This is a genomic window from Mongoliitalea sp. (genome assembly GCF_054166905.1).
In genome coordinates this window covers 530,531-552,615 of the sequence record NZ_JBSZCK010000040.1, presented here as the reverse complement: position 1 = coordinate 552,615, position 22,085 = coordinate 530,531, and the positions used below count along the sequence as shown (strand labels likewise).

General features: G+C 39.1%; 20 protein-coding genes. 6 read left to right on the top strand and 14 right to left on the bottom strand.

Annotated features, from left to right (window positions below; all coding sequences use genetic code 11):
- Positions 1–153: 153 nt before the first annotated feature.
- From ACXIUD_RS16590 to ACXIUD_RS16560, 7 genes are all read right to left on the bottom strand, one after another.
- Complete coding sequence (locus ACXIUD_RS16590; protein WP_458053761.1) at positions 154–1,176, bottom strand: LacI family DNA-binding transcriptional regulator; 1,023 nt, start codon at positions 1,174–1,176, stop codon at positions 154–156.
- Between the two features lie 85 nt (positions 1,177–1,261).
- Positions 1,262–2,917, bottom strand: a complete 1,656-nt coding sequence (locus ACXIUD_RS16585) for an OmpA family protein (protein WP_458053760.1) — start codon at positions 2,915–2,917, stop codon at positions 1,262–1,264.
- A gap of 1 nt (position 2,918) precedes the next feature.
- Complete coding sequence (locus ACXIUD_RS16580; RefSeq protein WP_458053759.1) at positions 2,919–3,890, bottom strand: deoxyhypusine synthase family protein; 972 nt, start codon at positions 3,888–3,890, stop codon at positions 2,919–2,921.
- Positions 3,891–3,988: 98 nt separating this feature from the next.
- On the bottom strand, positions 3,989–4,594 hold the full coding sequence (locus ACXIUD_RS16575) for an OmpH family outer membrane protein (RefSeq protein WP_458053758.1): 606 nt from the start codon (positions 4,592–4,594) through the stop codon (positions 3,989–3,991).
- Between the two features lie 94 nt (positions 4,595–4,688).
- A complete protein-coding gene (locus ACXIUD_RS16570) occupies positions 4,689–4,931 on the bottom strand; it encodes a hypothetical protein (RefSeq protein ID WP_458053757.1) in 243 nt (80 codons plus the stop codon).
- 2 nt (positions 4,932–4,933) lie between these two features.
- A complete protein-coding gene (locus ACXIUD_RS16565; protein WP_458053756.1) occupies positions 4,934–5,836 on the bottom strand; it encodes a histone deacetylase family protein in 903 nt (300 codons plus the stop codon).
- 60 nt (positions 5,837–5,896) lie between these two features.
- Positions 5,897–6,466, bottom strand: coding sequence for a hypothetical protein (locus ACXIUD_RS16560; protein WP_458053755.1), 570 nt, complete (start codon positions 6,464–6,466; stop codon positions 5,897–5,899).
- A 123-nt stretch (positions 6,467–6,589) separates the two neighbouring features.
- Here ACXIUD_RS16560 and ACXIUD_RS16555 point away from each other — a divergent pair, with 123 nt between their 5' ends.
- On the top strand, positions 6,590–7,015 hold the full coding sequence (locus ACXIUD_RS16555) for an AlbA family DNA-binding domain-containing protein (RefSeq protein ID WP_458053754.1): 426 nt from the start codon (positions 6,590–6,592) through the stop codon (positions 7,013–7,015).
- Here ACXIUD_RS16555 and ACXIUD_RS16550 read toward each other — a convergent pair whose 3' ends face one another.
- Entirely contained in the window at positions 7,016–7,381 is a 366-nt protein-coding gene (locus ACXIUD_RS16550; protein ID WP_458053753.1) for a phage holin family protein, read from the bottom strand.
- A 136-nt stretch (positions 7,382–7,517) separates the two neighbouring features.
- On the opposite strand from ACXIUD_RS16550, the gene ACXIUD_RS16545 reads away from it, so the two are divergent.
- From ACXIUD_RS16545 to ACXIUD_RS16535, 3 genes are all read left to right on the top strand, one after another.
- Positions 7,518–8,267 carry an acyl-CoA desaturase gene (locus ACXIUD_RS16545; protein ID WP_458053752.1) on the top strand — a complete coding sequence of 250 codons (750 nt, stop codon included), beginning with the start codon at positions 7,518–7,520 and terminating at the stop codon, positions 8,265–8,267.
- Positions 8,268–8,455: 188 nt separating this feature from the next.
- Positions 8,456–8,818, top strand: coding sequence for a BlaI/MecI/CopY family transcriptional regulator (locus ACXIUD_RS16540; RefSeq protein ID WP_458053751.1), 363 nt, complete (start codon positions 8,456–8,458; stop codon positions 8,816–8,818).
- A gap of 3 nt (positions 8,819–8,821) precedes the next feature.
- Entirely contained in the window at positions 8,822–11,470 is a 2,649-nt protein-coding gene (locus ACXIUD_RS16535) for a TonB family protein (RefSeq protein WP_458053750.1), read from the top strand.
- A gap of 80 nt (positions 11,471–11,550) precedes the next feature.
- On the opposite strand, the gene ACXIUD_RS16530 is transcribed toward ACXIUD_RS16535, so the two are convergent.
- Together ACXIUD_RS16530 and ACXIUD_RS16525 are read right to left on the bottom strand one after the other, a co-directional pair.
- Positions 11,551–12,618 (bottom strand): agmatinase family protein, encoded by a 1,068-nt coding sequence (locus tag ACXIUD_RS16530; RefSeq protein ID WP_458053749.1) that lies wholly within the window; start codon positions 12,616–12,618, stop codon positions 11,551–11,553.
- A gap of 48 nt (positions 12,619–12,666) precedes the next feature.
- Positions 12,667–13,233 (bottom strand): SixA phosphatase family protein, encoded by a 567-nt coding sequence (locus tag ACXIUD_RS16525; RefSeq protein ID WP_458053748.1) that lies wholly within the window; start codon positions 13,231–13,233, stop codon positions 12,667–12,669.
- Positions 13,234–13,287: 54 nt separating this feature from the next.
- Here ACXIUD_RS16525 and topA point away from each other — a divergent pair, with 54 nt between their 5' ends.
- Positions 13,288–15,606 carry a type I DNA topoisomerase gene (gene topA / locus ACXIUD_RS16520; RefSeq protein ID WP_458053747.1) on the top strand — a complete coding sequence of 773 codons (2,319 nt, stop codon included), beginning with the start codon at positions 13,288–13,290 and terminating at the stop codon, positions 15,604–15,606.
- 214 nt (positions 15,607–15,820) lie between these two features.
- Here topA and ACXIUD_RS16515 read toward each other — a convergent pair whose 3' ends face one another.
- From ACXIUD_RS16515 to ACXIUD_RS16500, 4 genes are all read right to left on the bottom strand, one after another.
- Entirely contained in the window at positions 15,821–16,729 is a 909-nt protein-coding gene (locus ACXIUD_RS16515; protein WP_458053746.1) for a YihY/virulence factor BrkB family protein, read from the bottom strand.
- A 3-nt stretch (positions 16,730–16,732) separates the two neighbouring features.
- Positions 16,733–17,689, bottom strand: a complete 957-nt coding sequence (locus tag ACXIUD_RS16510) for an aldo/keto reductase (RefSeq protein ID WP_458053745.1) — start codon at positions 17,687–17,689, stop codon at positions 16,733–16,735.
- Between the two features lie 69 nt (positions 17,690–17,758).
- On the bottom strand, positions 17,759–19,150 hold the full coding sequence (locus ACXIUD_RS16505; protein ID WP_458053744.1) for an NmrA family NAD(P)-binding protein: 1,392 nt from the start codon (positions 19,148–19,150) through the stop codon (positions 17,759–17,761).
- Position 19,151: 1 nt separating this feature from the next.
- Positions 19,152–20,405 carry an NAD(P)/FAD-dependent oxidoreductase gene (locus ACXIUD_RS16500; protein ID WP_458053743.1) on the bottom strand — a complete coding sequence of 418 codons (1,254 nt, stop codon included), beginning with the start codon at positions 20,403–20,405 and terminating at the stop codon, positions 19,152–19,154.
- 164 nt (positions 20,406–20,569) lie between these two features.
- Here ACXIUD_RS16500 and ACXIUD_RS16495 point away from each other — a divergent pair, with 164 nt between their 5' ends.
- Positions 20,570–21,793 (top strand): serine hydrolase domain-containing protein, encoded by a 1,224-nt coding sequence (locus ACXIUD_RS16495; protein ID WP_458053742.1) that lies wholly within the window; start codon positions 20,570–20,572, stop codon positions 21,791–21,793.
- Positions 21,794–22,085: the final 292 nt, after the last annotated feature.

Sequence of the window (22,085 nt, the reverse complement as noted above, 5' to 3'; positions counted from 1 at the left end):
TCAATGAAAATGCTGTTTCCATAACTTGTAATCTACGCTACAAAGATACATAAGGTCCCGATATTCCCCTACAAATGTTAAGAAATCTTTACCTGAATTTTATCATGAATTAATATGGAGCGTATCAGCAATTGCCTAAGCGAATTATCCCATTTATCTGTTCGAGGATTCCCTGACAATCAGCCGTGTTTTCAACTCTAAGGTATCCGGGATTTCGAAACTTTTATCCTCTAACTTCTGTATCAACATCCGGACAGCTTCCACGCCCATTTGATAGCCATGTTGATCAATCGATGTCAAACTTGGACTTACAATTTCAGCTAGTTTCCAATTGCTAAAGCCTACAATTGCTAGTTGATCCGGAATAGATATACCCTTGCTTTTCAATGTTTTAATAACCCCCAATGCAACTAGATCTGTAATACAAAAAACAGCATCCGGAGGATAAGGTAAGGCTAAAAATTCCTCCATAAATTGCTCCCCCTCTTCTTCTGTAATGGATTCACAATACCGTATATACTCCTCATGAAAGGGTATTTGATGATCTTCTAAAGCTTTTTTATATCCCTTCATACGCTCACAGGCATTTAGCACATCTTTTCTGCCTGCAATATGTGCGATCCGCTTACAGCCTTGTTCTATTAAATGCTTGGTAGCGGTATACCCCCCTTCAAAATCGTCTACGATTACTTTAGGAACTGGAAGCTTTTCCAAGATTTTATCAAACTGAATAACGGGCTTACCTTCGTCAATAAATTCTAAAATATGGTCTCCATCATAGGTTTCATTGGAGATGGAAATTAAAAGGCCATCTACACTACTTGCCATCATTGTTCTGCAAGCTACGATTTCATCCGCAAGAAAATCATTGGACTGACTCACCAAAATATTATAACCCGACTTTTTGGCTTCATCAATGGAACCACTGATGACCGTGGAGAAAAAATGATGGACTAATTCAGGAACAATTAGCCCAATATTTTTAGTGCGACTTTTCCGGAAATTAACAGCAATGATATTGGGAACATAATTATGCTTTGCTGCATAATCTTTGACCATCTGTATGGTTTCCTGCGCTATATCCGGATGGGCTTTCAATGCCCTTGATGCAGTAGATACAGAAATCCCCAAATCCTTCGCAATATCCTTCAACGTTAATTTTCTTCGCTCAGTCATGACACTACACCTTTATGCTAGCGTCCAAGATACTGGTAATCTATAAAAAACGAATACATCAACAGAGAAAAATCTCTTGACTAGCCTATTGCTCAATTAACATTTCAACCCGGCGGTTAAGCTTTCTGCCTTCTTCTGTGCTATTATCGGCTATTGGACGGGTTCCTCCCCAACCTGAAATCCGTATTCTTTCAAACTCCACCCCATGTAAGGTTAAGTAAGCCCTGATCTTAGAGGCACGTTTTAAAGATAAGTCTTTGTTCAACATGGGATCTCCATAATTATCCGTATGTCCTTCAAAACGAATTTTCAACGCAGGATTTTCTTTTAGGAATTCTAATAGATTATCTAATACTTGTATGGATCGGGCATCTGCAAAATCAGCAGTACCCACATTGAATTGAATATTGTTCAAGACCAATGAACTGCCAGCTTCTGCCTTACTCAAATAAAAAGTATAATCTCCCAATTCAGCCCAACTAGCCGCCGCAACTTCTCTCGGAATATAGTTTGGAGATTGAATCAAAACTCCTTCAAATCCGTCGGTAGCCAACAAAGAATCAATTGCATAAACATTTTCTAAGGTCAACCGGTCACCTCGCTTACTTAATAAAGTTACTTGATAAGGAATGGCTGTACGATCCTTTAAATCCAATACCTCTATAACTTTTCTTTCTAGTGGCTTTTCACTTGGTTGAACTGAATCCTTTGCATTTAAAACCAATGTTTCATCTGTCTTATCTAGAGAAACTACAACATCATCACGCACCACAGTTGAATCTACTTCCTCAATTGCGCTAGCCTCTGCTACGAGATGGGAGGCTTTCACTTCTTCTTTTTTGAAAATGGTCTCATCCATTTCTAAAGAAACCAAAACAAAGTCTCCGAAGCCTTCAGAGTTTTGGGTGGTAGAAAAAAGCGCCAGTTGATTTACCGGATCTATTGGCAAATAATATAAGTCAGAGCCTTGGGTGCTTGCTTTGCTTAGTGCACGAGGAGAAGACCATTGAGTCCAGGTACTATCCAGTCGTTGGGTGACATAAATATCCTTCCCTCTACCATTACCGGATTTATTGGAAGAAAAAAACAAATACTCCTGATTTGCAGCTAAATATGGTCCCTGTTCTTGAGCAAAGGTATTTATCTCTTCACCCAAATTCATCGGATGGGACCATACTCCTTCTCTAATTTGTCGGATGATGTAAATATCCTCATTGCCGTACCCTCCTTGCTGTTGGAAAGAAAGTAGCATCTTGGTTCCTGAGGCATCAAGCCTGCCACTGAAGTAGTTCCCTTCCGGTCGGAAGTTTTCAATGGACAAACGTCTCACATGATTCCATGAACTACCAAATCTAGCATATTGATGGATACCTCTTCCATAAGTTCCCTCACTATGATAGACAAAAACAGTAATAGCATCCGGGAAACCTACAATAACATCATTTCCTTCCGTACTTAAGGCATTGACGCGGGTGGGACGGGTCCATTCTCCCAAGGGATTTTGTGAAGACATCCAAATATCTCCATAATCCTTAAAGCCTCCCACGTTATCCGGATGAAAGCCTACCGAGAAAAAAAGTGAGCCATCCGGTGCGATTACAGGATGCTTTTCATCATAGGGTGAATTAAGCACTTTTAAGTGCTCCAATTCTTGGGCAATGGCTAGGTTTGAAAATAGGAAAGCAAGGGAAAGAACTCCCCTTGCTTTCGAAATAAGATAAGAATAGTTAATTTTAATCATTTTATTGGTCCAGTACAATCGCAAACACAAGTGGCGCAACGATTGTGGCATCGGATTCAATGATGTATTTTGGTGTTTCGAGACCTAATTTACCCCAAGTGATTTTCTCATTTGGGACAGCTCCTGAATACGAACCATAGGATGTAGTAGAGTCAGAAATCTGACAGAAATATCCCCATAACGGCACATTATCACGCTGTAAGTCTTGGTGTAACATAGGCACGACACAAATCGGGAAATCTCCTGCAATACCACCACCGATTTGGAAGAAACCAACAGTGCTATCGTTAGTAGCATTTTCCGTGTACCACTCTGCCAAGAACATCATGTATTCAATACCACTTCTCACTGTGTGAACATTTTTCACATCGCCTGAAATCACGTGCCCTGCATACATGTTACCCAAGGTAGAGTCTTCCCAGCCTGGTACGATGATCGGAAGGTTTTTCTTAGCAGCTTCCAATAGCCAGGAGTTTTTAGGATCAATTTGGAAAGATTCATCCATTTTTCCTGAGAGAAGAATTTTATAGAAAAACTCGTGAGGAAAATAGCGCTCACCTTTCGCATCGGCGGCCATCCACTCCTCCAAGATCACATTTTCAATCCTTCTCATCGCTTCCATTTCCGGAATACAGGTATCAGTCACGCGATTCAAATGTCTATCTAACAAATCTTGTTCCTGTTCTGCTGAAAGCTCCCGATAATTTGGAATTCTTTCATAATAATTGTGTGCAACAAGGTTAAACACATCCTCTTCTAAGTTTGCACCTGTACAGGAAATGATCTGAACCTTATCCTGACGGATCATTTCAGCTAATGAAATCCCCAACTCGGCTGTGGACATGGCACCTGCTAAGGTTACCATCATTTTTCCTCCATTATCCAAATGGGCTTTGTATCCTTCTGCGGCGTCAATCAAAGCTGCCGCATTGAAATGCCTGTAGTTGTGTTTCAGAAACTCCGTAATTTTCATTTGTCAGTTTTTTAATTTGCTTGCAAAAGTACCAAATTATAAGGGACAAAAAAAGCCCCACTTAAAAAGCGGGGCTGCTGATTTCTTTAGATCGGAAATTACTTTGCAGCTGTTTTGCTAGCTACATATTTTTTATTTAATCCTTCGATCACGACATCTGTGATATCCAAGGCTTTGTTAGCATACCACATGGCACCACCACGTGTGTAAGAAAGGATCATTTCAAAACCATTCTCTTCCGCATAAACACTTAAAAATTCTTGGATCTGATCGTAGACATCGCTGTATAGCTTAGCTTCATCAGCAGAAAGTTCCTGCATCAAATTGTCACGGAAAGTCATCAAATTACGTTCCTTCTTCATCAAGTCTTCTTGTCTGGCTCTTGCCTGATTTTGAGTCATGGAACCGGCAGTTTGCTCAAAGTTGGCTACTTCTTGCTCAAAACCTCTCGCTCTGGAGCTTAGATCACTTTCAAATTTTCTACCTTTTTCGGTGATCTCTTCAGACTTCTCTTTGAAAAATTCATACTTGGCAATCAAACTGTCAGTCAACACATAAGCAACTTTGATGTCAGTCATGGCTGTTTCAGATGGAGTGCCTTCTTCTGAAGCAGGAGCGGAAGATGTTCCGGAACCTTGGTTACAACTTACTAGCGCAACTGCCATTATTGTCAGCAGGCCAAATGCAGATACTAATTTTCTCACGATTTTTTGATTAATTGTCAATAGGACGCAAATATAAACAAAGTAATTGTTTGTCAAAGTTTACAAACTTTCATTCTTGTTAAAATGCGTTAACTCATTTTTTCTTGTTGAATTTCTTTTTCCAATCGATTAGTGTTTTGAAAACTACGGCTTGGCCAAATACGGATAAACCTGCCATGATGATGGATAAAGCCAAGGTACCCAATCCAAACCAATTCCAGAATGGTTCTCCGGAAATTTTCCAACTTAAGGATTCACCCATTAAGCTAAATCCAAATCCCAGCAGTAAAATACCACCAACGGCATAGCTGAGCCATTTTTTTTTCAATGCTTTCATCTCTAGAAATAAATTTCTTGTGCTAATCTATACGTATTTGCATGTGCTTCAATGATATGGGAGATTTTTTCTGAGTACCCTCCTCCCATGCAGCACATGACGGGGATCTTATGTCGGTAAGCAGCTTCTAGTACTATTCTGTCTCGCTCCTTGCAACCTTGCATACTCATACCCAACCTACCCAATTTATCTGTTGCCAATACATCCACACCCGATTGGAAAATTAGGAAATCAGGTTCAAACTTGTCCAATAATGGATAAAAATTATCCTTTAATAGCTTAAGGTAATTGGAATCATCGATTTTATCCGGCAGTGCTATATCTAAATCGGATTGTTCTTTGTGCATGGGATAATTAGCAGCACCATGCATGCTGAATGTAAATATATTGGGATTATTGGCACATATTTCTGCTGTACCATTTCCTTGATGTACATCTAGGTCAACTACCAAGATTTTCTTGGCCAATTGTTTATCCAATAAATAGTTGGCAGCAATTGCAATGTCATTGAGCAGGCAAAAACCCTCTCCCCTGTTTGTAAAAGCATGATGAGTTCCTCCGGCTATGTTCATAGCAACCCCAAACTGTTTTGCATAAATTGCAGCTTGAACAGAACCATTCATAATATGGATTTCACGATCTACTAATTGCCTGCTCAATGGAAAGCCTGTTTTGCGGATTTCTGATTTGGTCAGTTCTAGATTGAAGAGGCGGTCTACATAGGATTTATCATGCGTCTGATAGATCCAGTCCATGGCCATATTTTCGGGAATAAAGAAATTATCAGAAGAAACGGTACCCTCGTAAAGCAATTGCTCGGGTAATAGCGTGTATTTCTCCATCGGAAAACGATGTCCATCTGGTAAGGGATGACAATATAATTCTGAATAGGCGATCTTAAGCATATATAAAAAAAGCTTGTTGGTTAACAAGCTCGAAAATTAAAATGTTTGAAACAATAAGGTTTATGGGGTATCAATGTCCTCTTCCTCTTCTGTCTGGAAAGAATATAAGGTCTCATCCAGGACTAATGAATCCTCATTGAATTGTTTAACAAATTTATTGACTACTTTTTCATCGATGTACTCCACATTCAAGGCTGCATCTAAGCCAATTCCATAATCATGATTGGTGTCGATATCTACAAATTCCTGAACTTTCACCGTTTCCTCATCCTCTATTTCCATGATGATTTCTGTGATAAACCAGCCAATTTCTTCCTCTTCACTGCTCAAAGGCTTCAGATTCCCATTTTCATCTTCTTCATACTTGATAGCTTTAAAATTTGGGAATTTTTTGGCAGCTTCATGTTCAGCCAATTCATACACCTCTGATGCATGATGCAATCTTAGGGTGTACAAGGCAGCATCATAAATGACTTCTCTTCCTTCATGCATTCCTATAAAGTAAAAGTTAACAAACTCGTCTGTATTCTCTTCTGAGTCTGCAAGTTTAAATAATGCATTGGTTTCTTTTAATTCCTGCTTTAATGCAGCAATCACTTTTGGATCAAAACCTTCATTCGGTATTTTCATAACATTTCGCACTCGGTTGGTGTCTTTATTTGGGTTGGTTAGGATTAAAAACTATGAAACGCCAAAATAAATTCCGCTTTTCACAATCAATACATTAATATAGCTACAAATTGTAAATAAAAAATGCTTTTACCAAAAAAAAATCTCGAATTTATTGAAAGTTTACTTAGAAGAAAGGAAGGCTTAACACTTGATTTTAAGCTACATATCAGTAGTTCAGAGAAAATAGCAAAAACTTTAGTCGCATTTGCCAATACCAATGGAGGAATGATTCTTATCGGAGTATCCGATTCCGGTAAGATAAAAGGGATTGATGGAGAAGAAGAACATTATATGTTGGAGAGAGCGAGTGAAAGGTTTTGCAATCCTCCCATCCCACTTTCGTATGAATTATTTGAAATCGAAAACTGGGATGGGGATTTAGAATTGGAAGAAAGTTATGTATTATTAGTAAAAGTCCCTAAGACGGGGTTTCAGCATACACATATCAGCAGTGATGGAAAAGCGACTGTTTATAAAAGAGAAGGCGATCAAACCATTCCCATTTAATTAGCGCTTTTCTCCCAGCGAAACTCCTAATAAAGAATTCACTAAACTGAGAATCAATGCAAAAGCTAAAGCCCACCAAAACCCATCCACATGAAAACCCCCAATTATTTCAGAAGCTAGTAGGATTAAAATAGCATTGATTGCCAATAAAAATAAGCCCAAGGTAACAATGGTGATTGGAATGGTTAATACGATTAAAATTGGTTTAACAGTAATATTTAACAAGGCTAATAAGGCTGTTAAAATCACGGCAGTCAAAAATCCATCCACATGCACGCCCGGTAAGAGATACGCTGTAATGATTACAGATACACCCCCCAAAACAAGTTGAGCTAGGATACCCAAAGCTTCAGATGACTTACTCATATATCAATAGTTTGTGGTTTAATACACTAAATTAGGAAACTTGTCACAGAATCGTACCATTTCAGGAAATATATTTATAAAATCAACCCTAAGGCCGTATATTTGTAGTAAGTATTCATTTATAAATTAGTTACAAGTGATTTTAATTGCGTTCTTTCTACTGCATTGGTATTTCTCCTTGTTTTGCCAAAGCTTCTTCTTGCACCGTTATGCCGCTCATCAGATGTTTTCAATGAATAAATTTTGGGAACGATTCTTTTACGTATTTACATGGATTTGTCAAGGTAGTTCTTATTTGTCCCCTAGAGCTTATGCCGTTCTCCACAGAATGCACCATGCATATAGTGATACGCCCAAAGATCCACACAGTCCTCATCATACCGAAAACCTATTCACTATGATGTGGAAGACAAAAAATATTTACAACGATTATTTTACTTTCAGATTAAAGCCCGAAGAGCGCTTTTCCAAAGATGTTCCAGATTGGAACAAATTTGATTTATTTGCCGACTCTATGATGGCACGCTTAGGCTGGGGTGTTGTTTATGTCTTAATATATGTATTAAGCATTTCAGTGTTTGAATTACCAGGTACGCATGTTTGGATGTATGTATTACTTCCATTACACTTTCTAATGGGTCCTGTCCACGGTGCTATTGTCAATTGGAGTGGCCATAAATATGGATATGCTAATTTTGACAATAATGATAAATCTAAAAACAGTTTGTTACTCGATGTATTGATGTTAGGAGAATTATTCCAAAATAATCATCACAAATTACCTAATAGACCTAATTTCGCTGTAAAGTGGTATGAGTTTGATCCTACCTATCCAATGGTGAAATTACTACATGGTATGGGTATCATACGACTCAAATCAGTCTAATTCATTGAAGCTCTTATACTAACCTCCTTTCGGAGGTTTTTTTTTATGAAAAATAAACTAACAAATATTTTGCGAAACTAAAATAAATTTACTAATTTTATCCATGCCAATAGAAAGATTTACAACCTACGCTTGCTTTTATGAAACTAAATGGATAAGTTCGGACATTATTAAACTTAAACGCCAATATGAGAGAGTTAACACGTGCTGAAGAGCAAATCATGCAAATCCTGTGGGACCTAGAGAAAGGTTTTGTAAAGGATATCTTAGAAAAAATGTCAGAGCCAAAGCCGGCATACAACACCGTTTCCACAATTGTAAGGATTTTGGAAAGAAAGGGTTTTGTTAGCCACAAAGCTTACGGTAAGTCACATGAGTACTTCCCTATTGTATCGAAAGATGAATACAGAAGTTTCTCCATCAAAAATTTACTATCAGGTTATTTCGGAGGTTCTTTCTCAAGACTAGCTTCTTTCTTTGCCAAAGATAAAAATTTGGATGTGAAAGATTTGGAGCAAATCTTAAGTGAAGTCAAAGATGAAGTGAAGTAATTCATGGCTATCCTTCTAGACTATATCTGGCAAAGCACTTTCTGCATGCTGTTTTTCTTTGGGGTATATGCAGTATTCCTTAGAAATGAGAAAAGTTTTACGTTTACTAGGATTTACTTATTGGTAACTCCTTTACTCGCATTCACTTTTCCACTTATACAGATCCCCGTTGAATTTGCCAAGCCAGATATATCGCTAGAACAAACAGCATTCTTCAAGGCCCTTACTACACAAGAGGGCCCTGAAGAAGTTGTTGCTACATTTGGATTACCAGAAGTCACTGTAAGCAGCACTAAGTTGCCAATCCTATGGACTTGGCTAGATACCCTGTTCGTTGTTTACCTTATAGCGGTTGCACTGGGTATTTTACGGATCTTTTGGAGTTATATTCAACTTAGATTATTAAAAGAACGTGGTTGGTACCAAACACGCTTCAACCTCAAAGACAATTATTTTTTTATACCCACCTTTGGACTCGCCCCTGTTTTTTCATACTTCAATAAATTATTTTGGGATGATTCCCAACAGCTTTCTAAAGAAGAAGAAGCTCAGATTATCAAACATGAATTGATACATATTCGACAGTATCATTCTTACGACATTCTCTATTACCAAGTATTGAGTATTATTTTTTGGTTTAATCCTGTCATTCACTTGATGCGCTCAGCCTTAGTAGACGTACATGAATACCTTGCAGATGAAGGGGTATTAAAAGAAACTTCATCTAAAGAAAACTATCCGAAATTAGTCGTGAAAATGGCATTTAAGGGTGTAGATCTTCCTATTGGCAATTATTTCATTCGATCTACCACACTTAAAAGAATTGTCATGATGAAGAAATCAGGAAAGAAAAATTGGATTAAAACCCTCATGGTGCTACCCCTCACAGCTATGCTCTTGGGCTTAGTGGCTATGAAAACGAGAACCAACTTGAGTTTCCCTACTGAAGTTTGGGTAAGTAAAACAGAGGATATCAGCCAACAGTTAACCTTGGCTCAGGACTCTATTAACTTCAGTGTAAAGGTGAAAAAAATCACTAATCCACAGCATTATGAGTTAATTGGCCCCCTGAGAGGTGATAAGCTTACGGCCCAACTGGGGGAATTACAATATGAATTCTCAGACATTCAATCCACGGAGGATTATATTAAAGTCAGAGGCTTGATACAAACCCTTCGTAATAATTCCCGTATCACCAAAACCTACAATGGCGTCAGTACCCGATTCCAAGCAGGTGTCAAATTAGCAGAACCTTTGATTGCTTTTAGTGATTGGCAAAAAGAGTTTTTAGATGCTTTAGATATTCCTGAGCAAGAGCAAAGCTTAGGTCTTTTAGATCGTTTGACCTTAGAATTACTTGTTGATGAGACAGGAAAAGTTACTGAAGCAATCATTAAAAATAGCATTGGAGCTGGTATAGATCAGCAGGCATTGGATTTATTGAAAAATGAGCGTTTCAATCGTTGGAAGCCTGGAACCTTAAATGAAAAACCTGTAGTTTCTTTGGCCACCGTAAGTTTCAATTTTCATTCGGAAATTCCTGCCGAAACACGTGCCTCTTTAAATTTTTTCAATCCCTCTGTTGCGAATAGAGGTGTGACTGAATACGGACCTTTAGACCTGTCAGATCCTAACGCAGTATTTGATGTGGTAGAAAACCCACCTAGTTTTGAAGGAGGCATGGAAGCTTGGCAAGCTTATGTGAAAGAAAATCTCCGTTACTCAGAAGCTGCTCAGCGAATGGGAATTGAAGGAAATGTGTATGTCGTTTTTGTAATCGACAGTGAAGGAAAAGTAAGAAATCCTGAGTTATTACGTGGGGTAATGAGTGAATTGGACAATGAAGCGCTGAGATTAGTTGAAAACTCTCCCAATTGGATACCCGGTACACAAAAAAATCAGCCGGTTAATGTACGCATGAGACTTCCTATCCGCTTCAAATTGGATCAGGCTAGTGCTCAACAGCTCAAAGGGTCAGTCGTCTCATCCAATCAGATACCTGTTGGCAATAAGATAGCGGAAATTAAACCAAGTGATGAATTCACCCATTTTCTAAAGCGTAATCTGAAATATCCGATTGAATCAAGAAGAAAAGGAATTTCAGGAGTTGTTCAAACCGAATTGACCTTAGACAAAGATGGATTTGTCAAATCCATTACCATCCGGGAAGCACCGAATAAAGAATTGTACTCAGAAGTTATGTGGACCATGGGTCAAAATCGAGAACGATGGATTATCAACGGGGGCGATCAAGAAGAATATACAGTTCAAGTTCCAATTGCTTTTAATTTGCCGGATTTGCAACAAACAGTATCCACAGGAAATCCTTTTGAAATCAGAGTTGTAGGCTATGGCAGCACTGGGGAAGAGCGAAAGACAGAACAAAAAGAGGCTGTTTTGCTTATGAATGGCCAAGTTACAGGAACACTTAATACCACTCATGGAATTAAATTCCAGTCGGCTTCTGCTACCCCTCCTGTTTATGTGATTGATGGCGCAGTTAAATCTCAGGAATTTCTAAATAAAAAGATAGACCCCAAAAATATTGAATCGATTAGAATTGTGAAGGGTGAGGAAGCTGCTGCCATGAATAACCTATATGGTTCGGCTGCTAGCAATGGTATCGTATTCATAGAAACTAAGAAGGATTAACCCGAGAACTACAAACAAAAAACTCCCATCTGATTGATCAAATGGGAGTTTTTTTGTGCTTTGTTTATTAGGATTTGAATTTACTTGAGATTCAACTTTCCTTGAGAAGCCCCAAATAGGTTAGCCATTCGATACAATACACGTGCAGCAACATTACCGTCCCACTCATCACCTTCGGGACCAGGTGCTACTTCTACGATGTCGAAACCAATGATTTTTCTTCCAGAACGAACTACTTGTTTCATGAGGTACAATACCTGCTCCATTTCAAATCCACCTGCTACAGGGGTTCCTGTATGCGGGCATAGTTTTGGGTCCAATCCATCGATATCAATAGTAATGTAAACATCTTGAGGAAGCTGATCAATGATATCATCACAAATAATTTTCCAAGCCTTTCCTTCATACATATCTTCTTTGATATCCTTATCATAGAATGTATGAATACGGTTATTTTCTTTGGCCATAATAGCTTCTGATTGGCAATAATCACGGATACCAACCTGTACCAAACGGCTGATTTGAGGAAGCTTCAATGCATTGTAAGCAATGGATGCGTGTGAATATTCAAAATCCTCATACGCCTTACGTAAATCCGCATGTGCATCAATCTGAAGAATACCAAAGCTATTGTACTCTTCAGAAAGAGCTTTGATCATACCCAAAGGCGTACTGTGATCACCTCCGACCAAAGCAACCAATTTTCCTTGAGATCTGTAATGTTTTACTTGCTCATATACCCACTGATTCATCTCTTCACAAGCTTGATTAATCAGTTGTGGAATTGCAACAAAACGTTCCTTATCTGCTTCATCCATTCCACCCTCCAACCAAGAAATATAGTTTCTGGCCATGATTCGGTAATTGGATGATTTGGTAGCAATATCATCTGGAAGGGGCAACATGTATACACCCATTTTCCAGGCATCATGGATATCATCTTGGAATAAATCCACCTGATAGGAGGCGTTCAGTATAGCTTCTGGACCTTCGGCAGTACCTGATGAATACGACACGGTAACTTCCCAAGGAACAGGTATTAAAATTAGGTCTGCAGTAGCTTCGTCAAACGGGAGTCCAAAAATTCCCTCATGAGCCCCTACTCCGTTTGGATCGAAGGACTCGATTAATTGATGTTTTAATGACATAATGAAATAAATTTGATTTTTGGGTTTGTAGATTTCGGAAGTCCGAAATTATCTTAAAATATCTGAAATAATAGCAATATCTTGGGTCAAAAAGTTCCATTCCTCAATTTCCAAAGACAAAATGACCAAATCCCCTGGGCTCATGGATAAAAAGAACTCTCCGGAGAAATAACTTACTAATGCACTTACTCCGGGATTATGTCCGACCAAAAGTAAATGATCCACATCCTTCCCTATTTTTTGAAGCTCTTCAATTAACTCCATCAGATCACATTCATACAAACTATCTTTATATTCAACCTTAGCTACCGGAATTTCTTTCAAAATATAATCACACGTTTGTTTTGTTCTTTTGGCGCTACTGCATAATACTTGATCAAAATTAATTGCCCTTTTTGCTAAACGTTCAGCTAAAATTTGAATCTGATTTTTTCCATAAATTGTTAGCACACGCTGAAAATCACCTTCATAATGGGAGTGTTCACTTTCACCATGCCTCAGTACGTACAAAAATTTCATAACTAAAAAAGAATTTGTCAGGAAATCAAATATGCAAAATATACTTGTAAAATCCACTTGATTACTTGTTAAATTTGGAATAGAGTAGAATGCCATCTATTTTTAGGATTTTAAAGTACTTCCAAGTGAGGTAACAACAACAAATAGAATATGCCAAAAAATTTAGTAATCGTTGAGTCCCCGGCTAAAGCAAAAACTATAGAAGGATATTTGGGCAAAGATTTTAAAGTAGCATCGAGCTATGGGCACGTACGTGACCTCCCAAAAGGTGATAAGGCAATTGACATTCAAAACAAGTTTAAGCCAACGTATGAAATCACTCCTGATAAACGCGATGTTATCAAGCAGCTCAAAAGTTTAGTGAAGGATTCGGAAACGATTTACTTAGCAAGTGATGATGACCGCGAGGGAGAAGCTATTTCATGGCATTTAAAAGAAGTGTTAAATCTCAAGGAATCTAACACTAAGCGTATTGTTTTTAGAGAAATAACGAAGTCAGCTATCACCAAGGCCATAGAAAATCCACGTGGAATAGATTATGACTTAGTCAATGCACAACAAGCCAGAAGAATTTTAGACAGATTGGTGGGTTTTGAGCTATCCCCAATCCTTTGGAAAAAAATAAAAACAGGTTTATCCGCTGGTCGGGTACAATCGGTCGCCGTACGATTGATTGTAGAACGTGAGCGCGAAATAGAAAAGTTTAATTCGAAGTCTTCCTTCAAAATTACTGCACAATTTGACGTCAGCGGAAAAACCCTACAAGCCGAACTTCCTAAGAAATTTGATACCAAAGAGGAAGCTGAAAAATTCCTAAAAGATTGTTTGGGGGCAAGTTTCAGTATTGAAAATCTCGAAACAAAACCTGGTAAAAAATCTCCTGCAGCGCCATTTACCACATCAACCTTGCAACAAGAGGCGAGTAGAAAGCTTTATTTCTCTGTAGCTCAGACGATGTCTGTTGCACAAAAGCTGTACGAATCGGGAAAAATCACCTATATGCGTACGGATAGTGTCAATCTTTCAGATGATGCCCGTGCAGCTGCTAAAAATGAAATCTATAGTGCCTACGGTCCAGAGTACCATCAGGAAAGAAAATTTGCCACGAAATCGGAGGGGGCACAAGAAGCTCACGAGGCTATACGCCCTACGGACTTTTCCAAGCATGAAACCTCTGGTGATAGAAATGAACAAAGGCTTTATGAGTTGATCTGGAAAAGGGCTATCGCATCTCAAATGTCCGAGGCTCAATTGGAAAAAACAGTAGCTACCATTGCTATTGATACCCGAGATGAGAAATTAACCGCTAGCGGTGAGGTGATCAAGTTTGATGGATTTTTGAAAGTCTATCTGGAAAGTACAGATGATGAACCAGAAGATGAGGAAAGCAACGAAAAAGGGCTACTACCCCCTTTGAACATCGGTCAAGTTCTTAACCTGATTGAATTGAAAGGAAGGGAAACATTTAGCAGGCCTGCTCCTCGGTATACGGAAGCATCTTTAGTGAAGAAATTAGAAGAAATGGGTATTGGACGGCCATCAACTTATGCTCCAACGATTTCCACGATTCAAAAGCGGGAATATGTTCTGAAAGAATCCAGAGAAGGTACCGAAAGGCCCTATATTGAGATGAAAGTTGCTTCTGGCAAGTTCTCAGAAAATCAGAAAAAAGAAATTACCGGAGCGGATAAAAACAAACTTTTCCCCACCAATATTGCCATGGTGGTGAATGATTTCCTTGTGGAGCATTTCCCTAATGTGATCGATTTCTCTTTTACTGCCAAAGTAGAAAAAGAATTTGATGATATCGCACATGGTGGACAAAACTGGGAAGATATGATCCAAAACTTCTACGGAAAATTTCATACTCGCGTAGAAGAAACCGCCAACGTCGCAAGAGCAGATATCAATAGTTCTAGAGAGTTGGGTATCGATCCAAAATCAGGCAAACCTATTATTGCACGCTTAGGGAAATTTGGTCCCTTGGTCCAAATCGGCGATCAAGAGGATGAAGAAAAGCAGTTTGCCAGCATGAAAAAAGGTCAATTCATCGAAAATATCACCTTGGAAGATGCATTGGAACTGTTCAAACTACCAAGAGAAGTTGGGGAGTTTGAGGGTAAAAATATGGTTGTGGGTGTTGGAAGATTCGGTCCATACGTACGCCATGACGGAAAGTTTGTATCCCTCAAAAAAGAGCAAGACCCTTTAAGCATTACAGAAGCTGAAGCGATTGAATTGATTCAAGAAAAGCGGGAAGCTGACGAGAAAAAGCATATCAAAACTTTTGAAGAAAATCCTGAAATCCAAATTCTCAATGGGCGTTGGGGTCCATATATCAAATTCGGTAAAAACAACTTCAAAATTCCCAAAGACAAAGAAGCAGAAAAATTGACCTATGCCGAAACCATAGAAATCATCGAAGCTCCACAAGAGAAAAAGAAAAGCAGGTTTACGAAGAAAAAGTAAACGATAGGGAGATTGGAATGAGGAATTAAGAATGAGGAATTAGGAATGAGGAATTAAGAATGAGGAATTAAGAATGAGGAATTAAGAATGAGGAATGCTTGTGCTGAGCTTGTCGAAGCACTTGTGCTGAGCTTGTCGAAGCAAACAGTATATCTTGATTCTTGTTTCTTGTCTCTTGATTCTAGCCTCTTGACTAGTAAACATGTAAAGAGACTCACTCTATCTCCCTCAACTCTACTCTCACAGCTTCATCCTTAGGAATAATACTACCTCCGACATTTTCAGCAATGTAATACGTGATTTGTGCACCGAATAGGAAGATAACAATGGAATAATAGGTCCAGACCAAAAGAATTACCAAGGAACCTGCTGCGCCATAGGTGCTTCCCAAGTCTGAATTTCCCATATAAATACCAATCATGTACTTCCCTATTCCAATCAATACCATGGTAATAAAGGCACCTAACCAAGTATCTCTCCAGCGAACTTTGGCATCAGGCAAAATCTTATACATCAAGGCGAAAATCAGTACAAAGAATGCCTGAGCAGTAAAAAAATGTGCCATGGCTGCCAAATCAAAAGGAATATCCACTATCAGAAATTGGGCTAAGTAATTGTTAATAATCACAAAAGCCGCATCCAAGATCAAGGAAACTACCAGAATCAACCCAATCGATGCTATCAGAGAAAAACTCAACAAGCGATTGATGGCAAACTTCAATAAGCCTTTTTCTGGTTTAGGTTTGATATGCCAAATATGATTGATCGCATTTTGTAAGCTTACAAAGACTGTTGTGGCACTAAACGCCAAGATCAGAACTGCTACAAAATTGGGGATCCCTTTACTATCCCCAATTTCAAAATTATTAAAGATTTCTTCAATCGAAGCTTTGCTTTCAGCACCTGCCAATACCTCAATCTGATGAAGGATTTCGGCTTGCATTTCAGATTCCGAAAAAATAGCCGTTCCTATGTTTAGGATAATGATGGCAAAAGCAGGCAAACTGAAAATGGTATAAAAAGCCGTTCCAGCTGCCAAACCCATGGATTCTCCAGAAATAAAATCTTTAATGGAGTCCCGAAGTATAATGTAGGCTGTTAACTTTTTAATCGTTTGAATCATTCTTTATTCTTTTTCCCAAAGGTCATCCAAGGTATATGGACTTCTCGGACCTGTGTAAAATGTACCATCAATAAATCGATACTTGGTACCAATATTTTTCAATGCTAGCATATCCTCAGCAGTTAAATAAATGTTTCCAGCTTGGAGGTTTTGTTGGATACGCTCTTGATTGATGGACTTAGGTATTACCGAAATATCTCTTGCCACCGAGTAGGCTATCAAAATTTGAGCAGCCGTACAGCCATGCTTTTCTGCTAATGACTGAATCAAAGGATCTTGCATCATGGCAGGTTCATCTGCTTTTTTAATGGCAGAAGACCGATCACCTGAACCCAAAGGAGAGTATGCCGTCATAAGCATGCCGTGTTCTTTGCAAAAGTCTACCAGTTTTTCCTGTGGTAGATAAGGATGCATTTCAACCTGATTCATTTCAGGTTTGATGGTACAGGTTTCAAAGATCTCGGTCAATTTAGCACTATTGAAATTGGAAACTCCGATGTGTTTGACAAGTCCTTTTGCATGACAAGCCTCCATACCCTCCCAGGTTTGTGCAAGTGGAACATCCTGATAGGTGTAATACTCCTCTCTATTTTGAGCAAATTCCACGCCTTTTTTAAAACTAACAGGCCAATGAACCAAATATAAGTCTAAATAACCTAATCGTAAATCCCTTAAGGTTTGGGATAAGCCTTCTTCCACATCCTCCAATCGGTGGTTGGAGTTCCATAATTTAGACGTCACGAAAAGATCTTCCCTTCTTACCAATCCATCACCAAATGCTTTGGTAAAGGCCTCTCCTACCTCTGCCTGATTATTATAAATTGCCGCACAGTCGATGTGTCTGTAACCAGCTTCCAAAGCCCATAAAACCGCCTGATATACTTGACCAGGTTTGGATTTCCATGTTCCTAGTCCTATGATGGGTAATTGATCTCCGTTTTTAAACTGTAATGTTTTCATTGGTGTAGTCGTGTGACAGTAAAGTTAGCATATTAAAAACAAATGCTTGTTTGCAATTTCTGCGAGTGGTTATTTCCCATCAAATTTGAATTTCTCCAAATATTTCTTGAAGCGGTTCATTACCCACAAATGAATCCTCGCTTGGGTATTTACGTAAATAAACCAAGGTAAACGAGGCACAAACTCATGTATGGCTGAAATCATATATTTTCCTCCAAGCACCTCTCTAAATTCCAACCATCCATAATCAAAGCGCTTCACCAGCCATCCACCTGTAATGTAAAAGAGCTGCCGCTTCATATCACTACGATCGGGAATCAGTGTAAGTTGTAACATAGGTTTGGGAAAATTAAGCAAATGAAAGCCAATATCCCCTCTGCTGTTTTCTTTGGCATTGATCAAAAAGCTAAAAAAGGTAGGTAACCACACTTTGTACCGATTGGCAACCCATAATGCGGACTGATGACGGGTATTAGGTAGTCGTTGGATACTTCTTACCGTATTTTCCTCACCCATTGAGGCCTTAAATTTTGGTAGTTTTGGTAATTTAACATGTGGGTCTAAGGCTTTCTGTGCCGCAGTTTTATAATCCAAATAAGCGATTTCCTTTTCCTTAAACGCCAATTCGGGAGAGACTGTCAGGGTATGTTTGAGGCTTTCTACCAAGGGAGAAACCAGTGTCATAGGTGTCTTGCCAAAATAGGAGACCCACAATTTGGAAAATCCTACAGAGAAAACAGGCACTGAAATAATCCAACGTTTTTTCCCCATCGCCCGGGCCGTCTCTTCCAACATACCCTTATAAGTCAATATCTCTGGTGAACCTAATTCAATTGCCTTTCCGAAGACATTAGCATTTCCAATACAGCTATCCATAATGGTCAGGGTATCCTCTAAGGAAATGGCTTGGGTTTCTGATAAGGTCCATTGAGGACAAATCAGCACAGGTAGCTTTCTTACCAAATGGTACATCATTTCAAATGAAGAACCACCGGGGCCTACAATAATTCCTGCCCGAAGAGCCGTGACTGGAACTCCTTTGGAGGCTAAGGTTTCCTCTACTTCCAATCGGCTTCTAAGATGAAGAGAAATTGATTCTGTAGCCACCTCTTTTGGAAGAATCCCTCCCAAATATAATATTTGCTTGATTCCATTAGCAGCAGCTGCACGTGCAAAATTATCTGCTAATAATAAATCTGTATCTTGAAAGCTTCCTTGATTCAATCGCGTGGATGCAGACATGGAGTGGATTAAATAGATGGCATAATCTACCCCCTCCAAAGCATCGGTTGTAGATGTAATTGAGAATAATTCCACTTGTTTCCAAGTAACATCAGCATCTTCAGCTTTCGAAGCAGTCCTTCTACTCAAGGCAATGATGTCATAACGGTCTTTAAACCGATCGATAAACCATCTTCCGATGTATCCACCTGCTCCTGCTATGGCGATCTTTTTCTTCAATTTACATGGGTGCTTGGTCTGATAAAATCAAGGCTTCCGCTGCTCTTCTTCCCGAGGTCATCGCTGCATTGATCGATGCATTCAGCATGTGATCTCCTGCCAAATAAACTCCATCCATTAATTTTGATTGGGTAGGCGTGATGTCTCCTTTCATATCCTGCACATCAGGTAAGGCATCTATAATCTCATAGGTGGCAATATGCTCAAAATGAGCAGCAGAAATACCTGTCAACGCCTCCAATTCGATACCTATCATGGAGATTAATTTATCATCCACCGTTACCGGCTTAATAATAGAAACAGAAAGTAAAGCCTTTCCAGCAGGTGCATAAGCTTTACTCACATCGGTCATGAAGACTAAGTTATTGATGATAAATTGAGGATCGGGAATCAAGGAAATCATCGGGCTGGCCGTAAAGGAATGATCCAATGAAAAATACACATTTACAACTTTTCGATAAGGATTTACCTGTCCCTGCATCTGAGGAATCACCAAATCGGGTCTACAAGTTACTATTACCTTTCTTGCATCTAAGATTTCGCCATTTTGAAGATGAATAGTCGTTCCCTGAATAGATGCAACCGGAGTATTGAATCGAATCTCCGTTTTCTTAAGCTTATTTTTCAATTGTTCAGAAATCTGCCCCATTCCTTTGGAAGGCACAGCTGCATGTCCTAAAGCAAACATTCTAAAGACAAATTTGAACATGCGCGAAGAAGTTCTCAACTCGTTTTCCAAGAAAATACCTTTGAAAAATGGTTTGAAGAAATTATTCATAATGATGTCAGAAAAGCCATACTCTTTCAAGAACTGAATTGTCGGTATAGATTCTTCTACGAATATTGCCTCATCTGTTTGCGATTTTAACTTATTCGTAAGCGTGAAGATTTTCACCTTGTCAGACAAGCTTCCCACTTCGGAAAATGCCATTCCAAAAAGCTTCATAGGGTCACGCAATGGATCATGAATGGCAAAGCTATTTCCCGGTTTCAGCACAATGGCGCCGGGAGAAAACTTTTTTAATTCTAAGGCATCATAATCTAAATAGCGTTGAGCCTCAGGATAGGCTGTATTCAATACCTGAAAACCTCTATCGCAAAGAAATCCTTTGACTTCATCTGTTTTAACCCTTCCTCCTACGCTATTGGATGATTCAATAATGATCGGGCTATATCCAGCCATTTCCAATTCATACGCTGCAATCAATCCAGATAGTCCAGCGCCAATAATACAAACAGGTTTTTGTTCGTGCATGAGTATTAAGTAATGTAGATAAGACCAAAATTAATCTAAATTGTTTGATATCATACGGGAACAAGCAGTAAACCGATTAAATAATCTTTGCTTTTGGTCCTGTAATTTTTGAAGGGAATCCTTCAATCTTGCTTACTTTCGGTTTCAAGATAACAGCATCAGCCATGAGAAAACCCCTGACTTTGATTTTATTCATAACTTTTTTTATACAGCAAGTGAGCTTTACACAGACCTATTTCCCATCTTCCTCTAAATGGGAGGAAAAGCAAGCTCAAGAATTAGGTGTATCGGCTTCCAAACTCAATGAGGCTATCCAATTTGCTAAGGCAATTGAGAGTGCGGAAGACAAAAATTTAAAACTAGCTCATTACCAATCCGCTTTTGGTCGAGAGCCATTCGGGTACCCTATTGGACCAATGAAAGACCGTGGTGAATCAACCGGACTGATTATTTATAAAGGATATATTATCGGCAAGTGGGGAGATCCCGAACGTGTGGATTTGACTTTCTCGGTGGCAAAAAGCATATTATCTACTACTGCTGGATTGGCAGTTGATGCGGGATTAATAAAATCCGAAAAGGATTTGGTCTATCCCTACATGGCACCAATCATTCCGTATGTTCCTCACCAATTGATTCAAAATAAAGCAGATCACCTGATGCAAGAAGATGTATTTGATCTTTTTGATGGTCCTCATAACCGAAAAATCACCTGGGAACACTTGCTTCGCCAAACGTCTGATTGGGAGGGCAGCTTGTGGGGCAAGCCTGACTGGGCGGATAGACCTCAGGGAAATTCCAGAGATTGGCTGACTCGAGAAAGGCATGAACCAGGTACGGTTTACAAATACAACGATACCCGAGTCAATGTATTAGCGCTTGCTTTGCTAAATGTTTGGAGGAAACCATTGCCAGTAGTTTTAAAAGAGCGATTGATGGATAAGATTGGTGCTAGTCCTACCTGGAGATGGACTGGTTATGAAAACTCCTTTGTAATCATCGATGGACAAATTATGCAGTCCGTCAGCGGTGGTTCCCATTGGGGAGGAGGATTATTTATTTCTGCTTATGATCAGGCAAGATTTGGGTATCTAACGCTTCGGAATGGCAATTGGAACGGAGAGCAGATTATCTCCCAAGAGTGGATCAAGAAATCCAAGACCCCTACCAGCGTGCAGACCAATTATGGTTTCATGAACTACTTCCTGAATACCGACAAAAAAGAAATTCCTGCTGCACCAGAATCTGCATTTTTCCACTTAGGCGCCGGCACTAATATGGTCTATGTAGATCCCGAAAATGACTTGGTCATCGTAGCCCGATGGATTAAAAATAACGAAAAAGCTGCTTTGGTGGAAAAAGTCCTTCAGGCAATGCCGAAGAAATAGCCAACTAGAAAAAAACAGGTTAAATCATTCAAAGTCAAAGAGCAAAAATGACAAGTAGCAAACGGTTACCTGCTCAATTCCTTTCCAATGCCGGGGGGTTAATACCCACGGCTATTGATGGGTGTTTTCCTTAAACATTCAACACATTAAAGCCCTACTAATTACGATTCTTGTAGTGGGTTAAAACCCAAAGTTGGGAAGTGGAGATTTGCCAATATCCCCATGGGTTAAAACCCAAGGCTAGTATGTCTTATGTGCCTTTGGCACTAGGGTCTCTGATTTCATTCCTTGC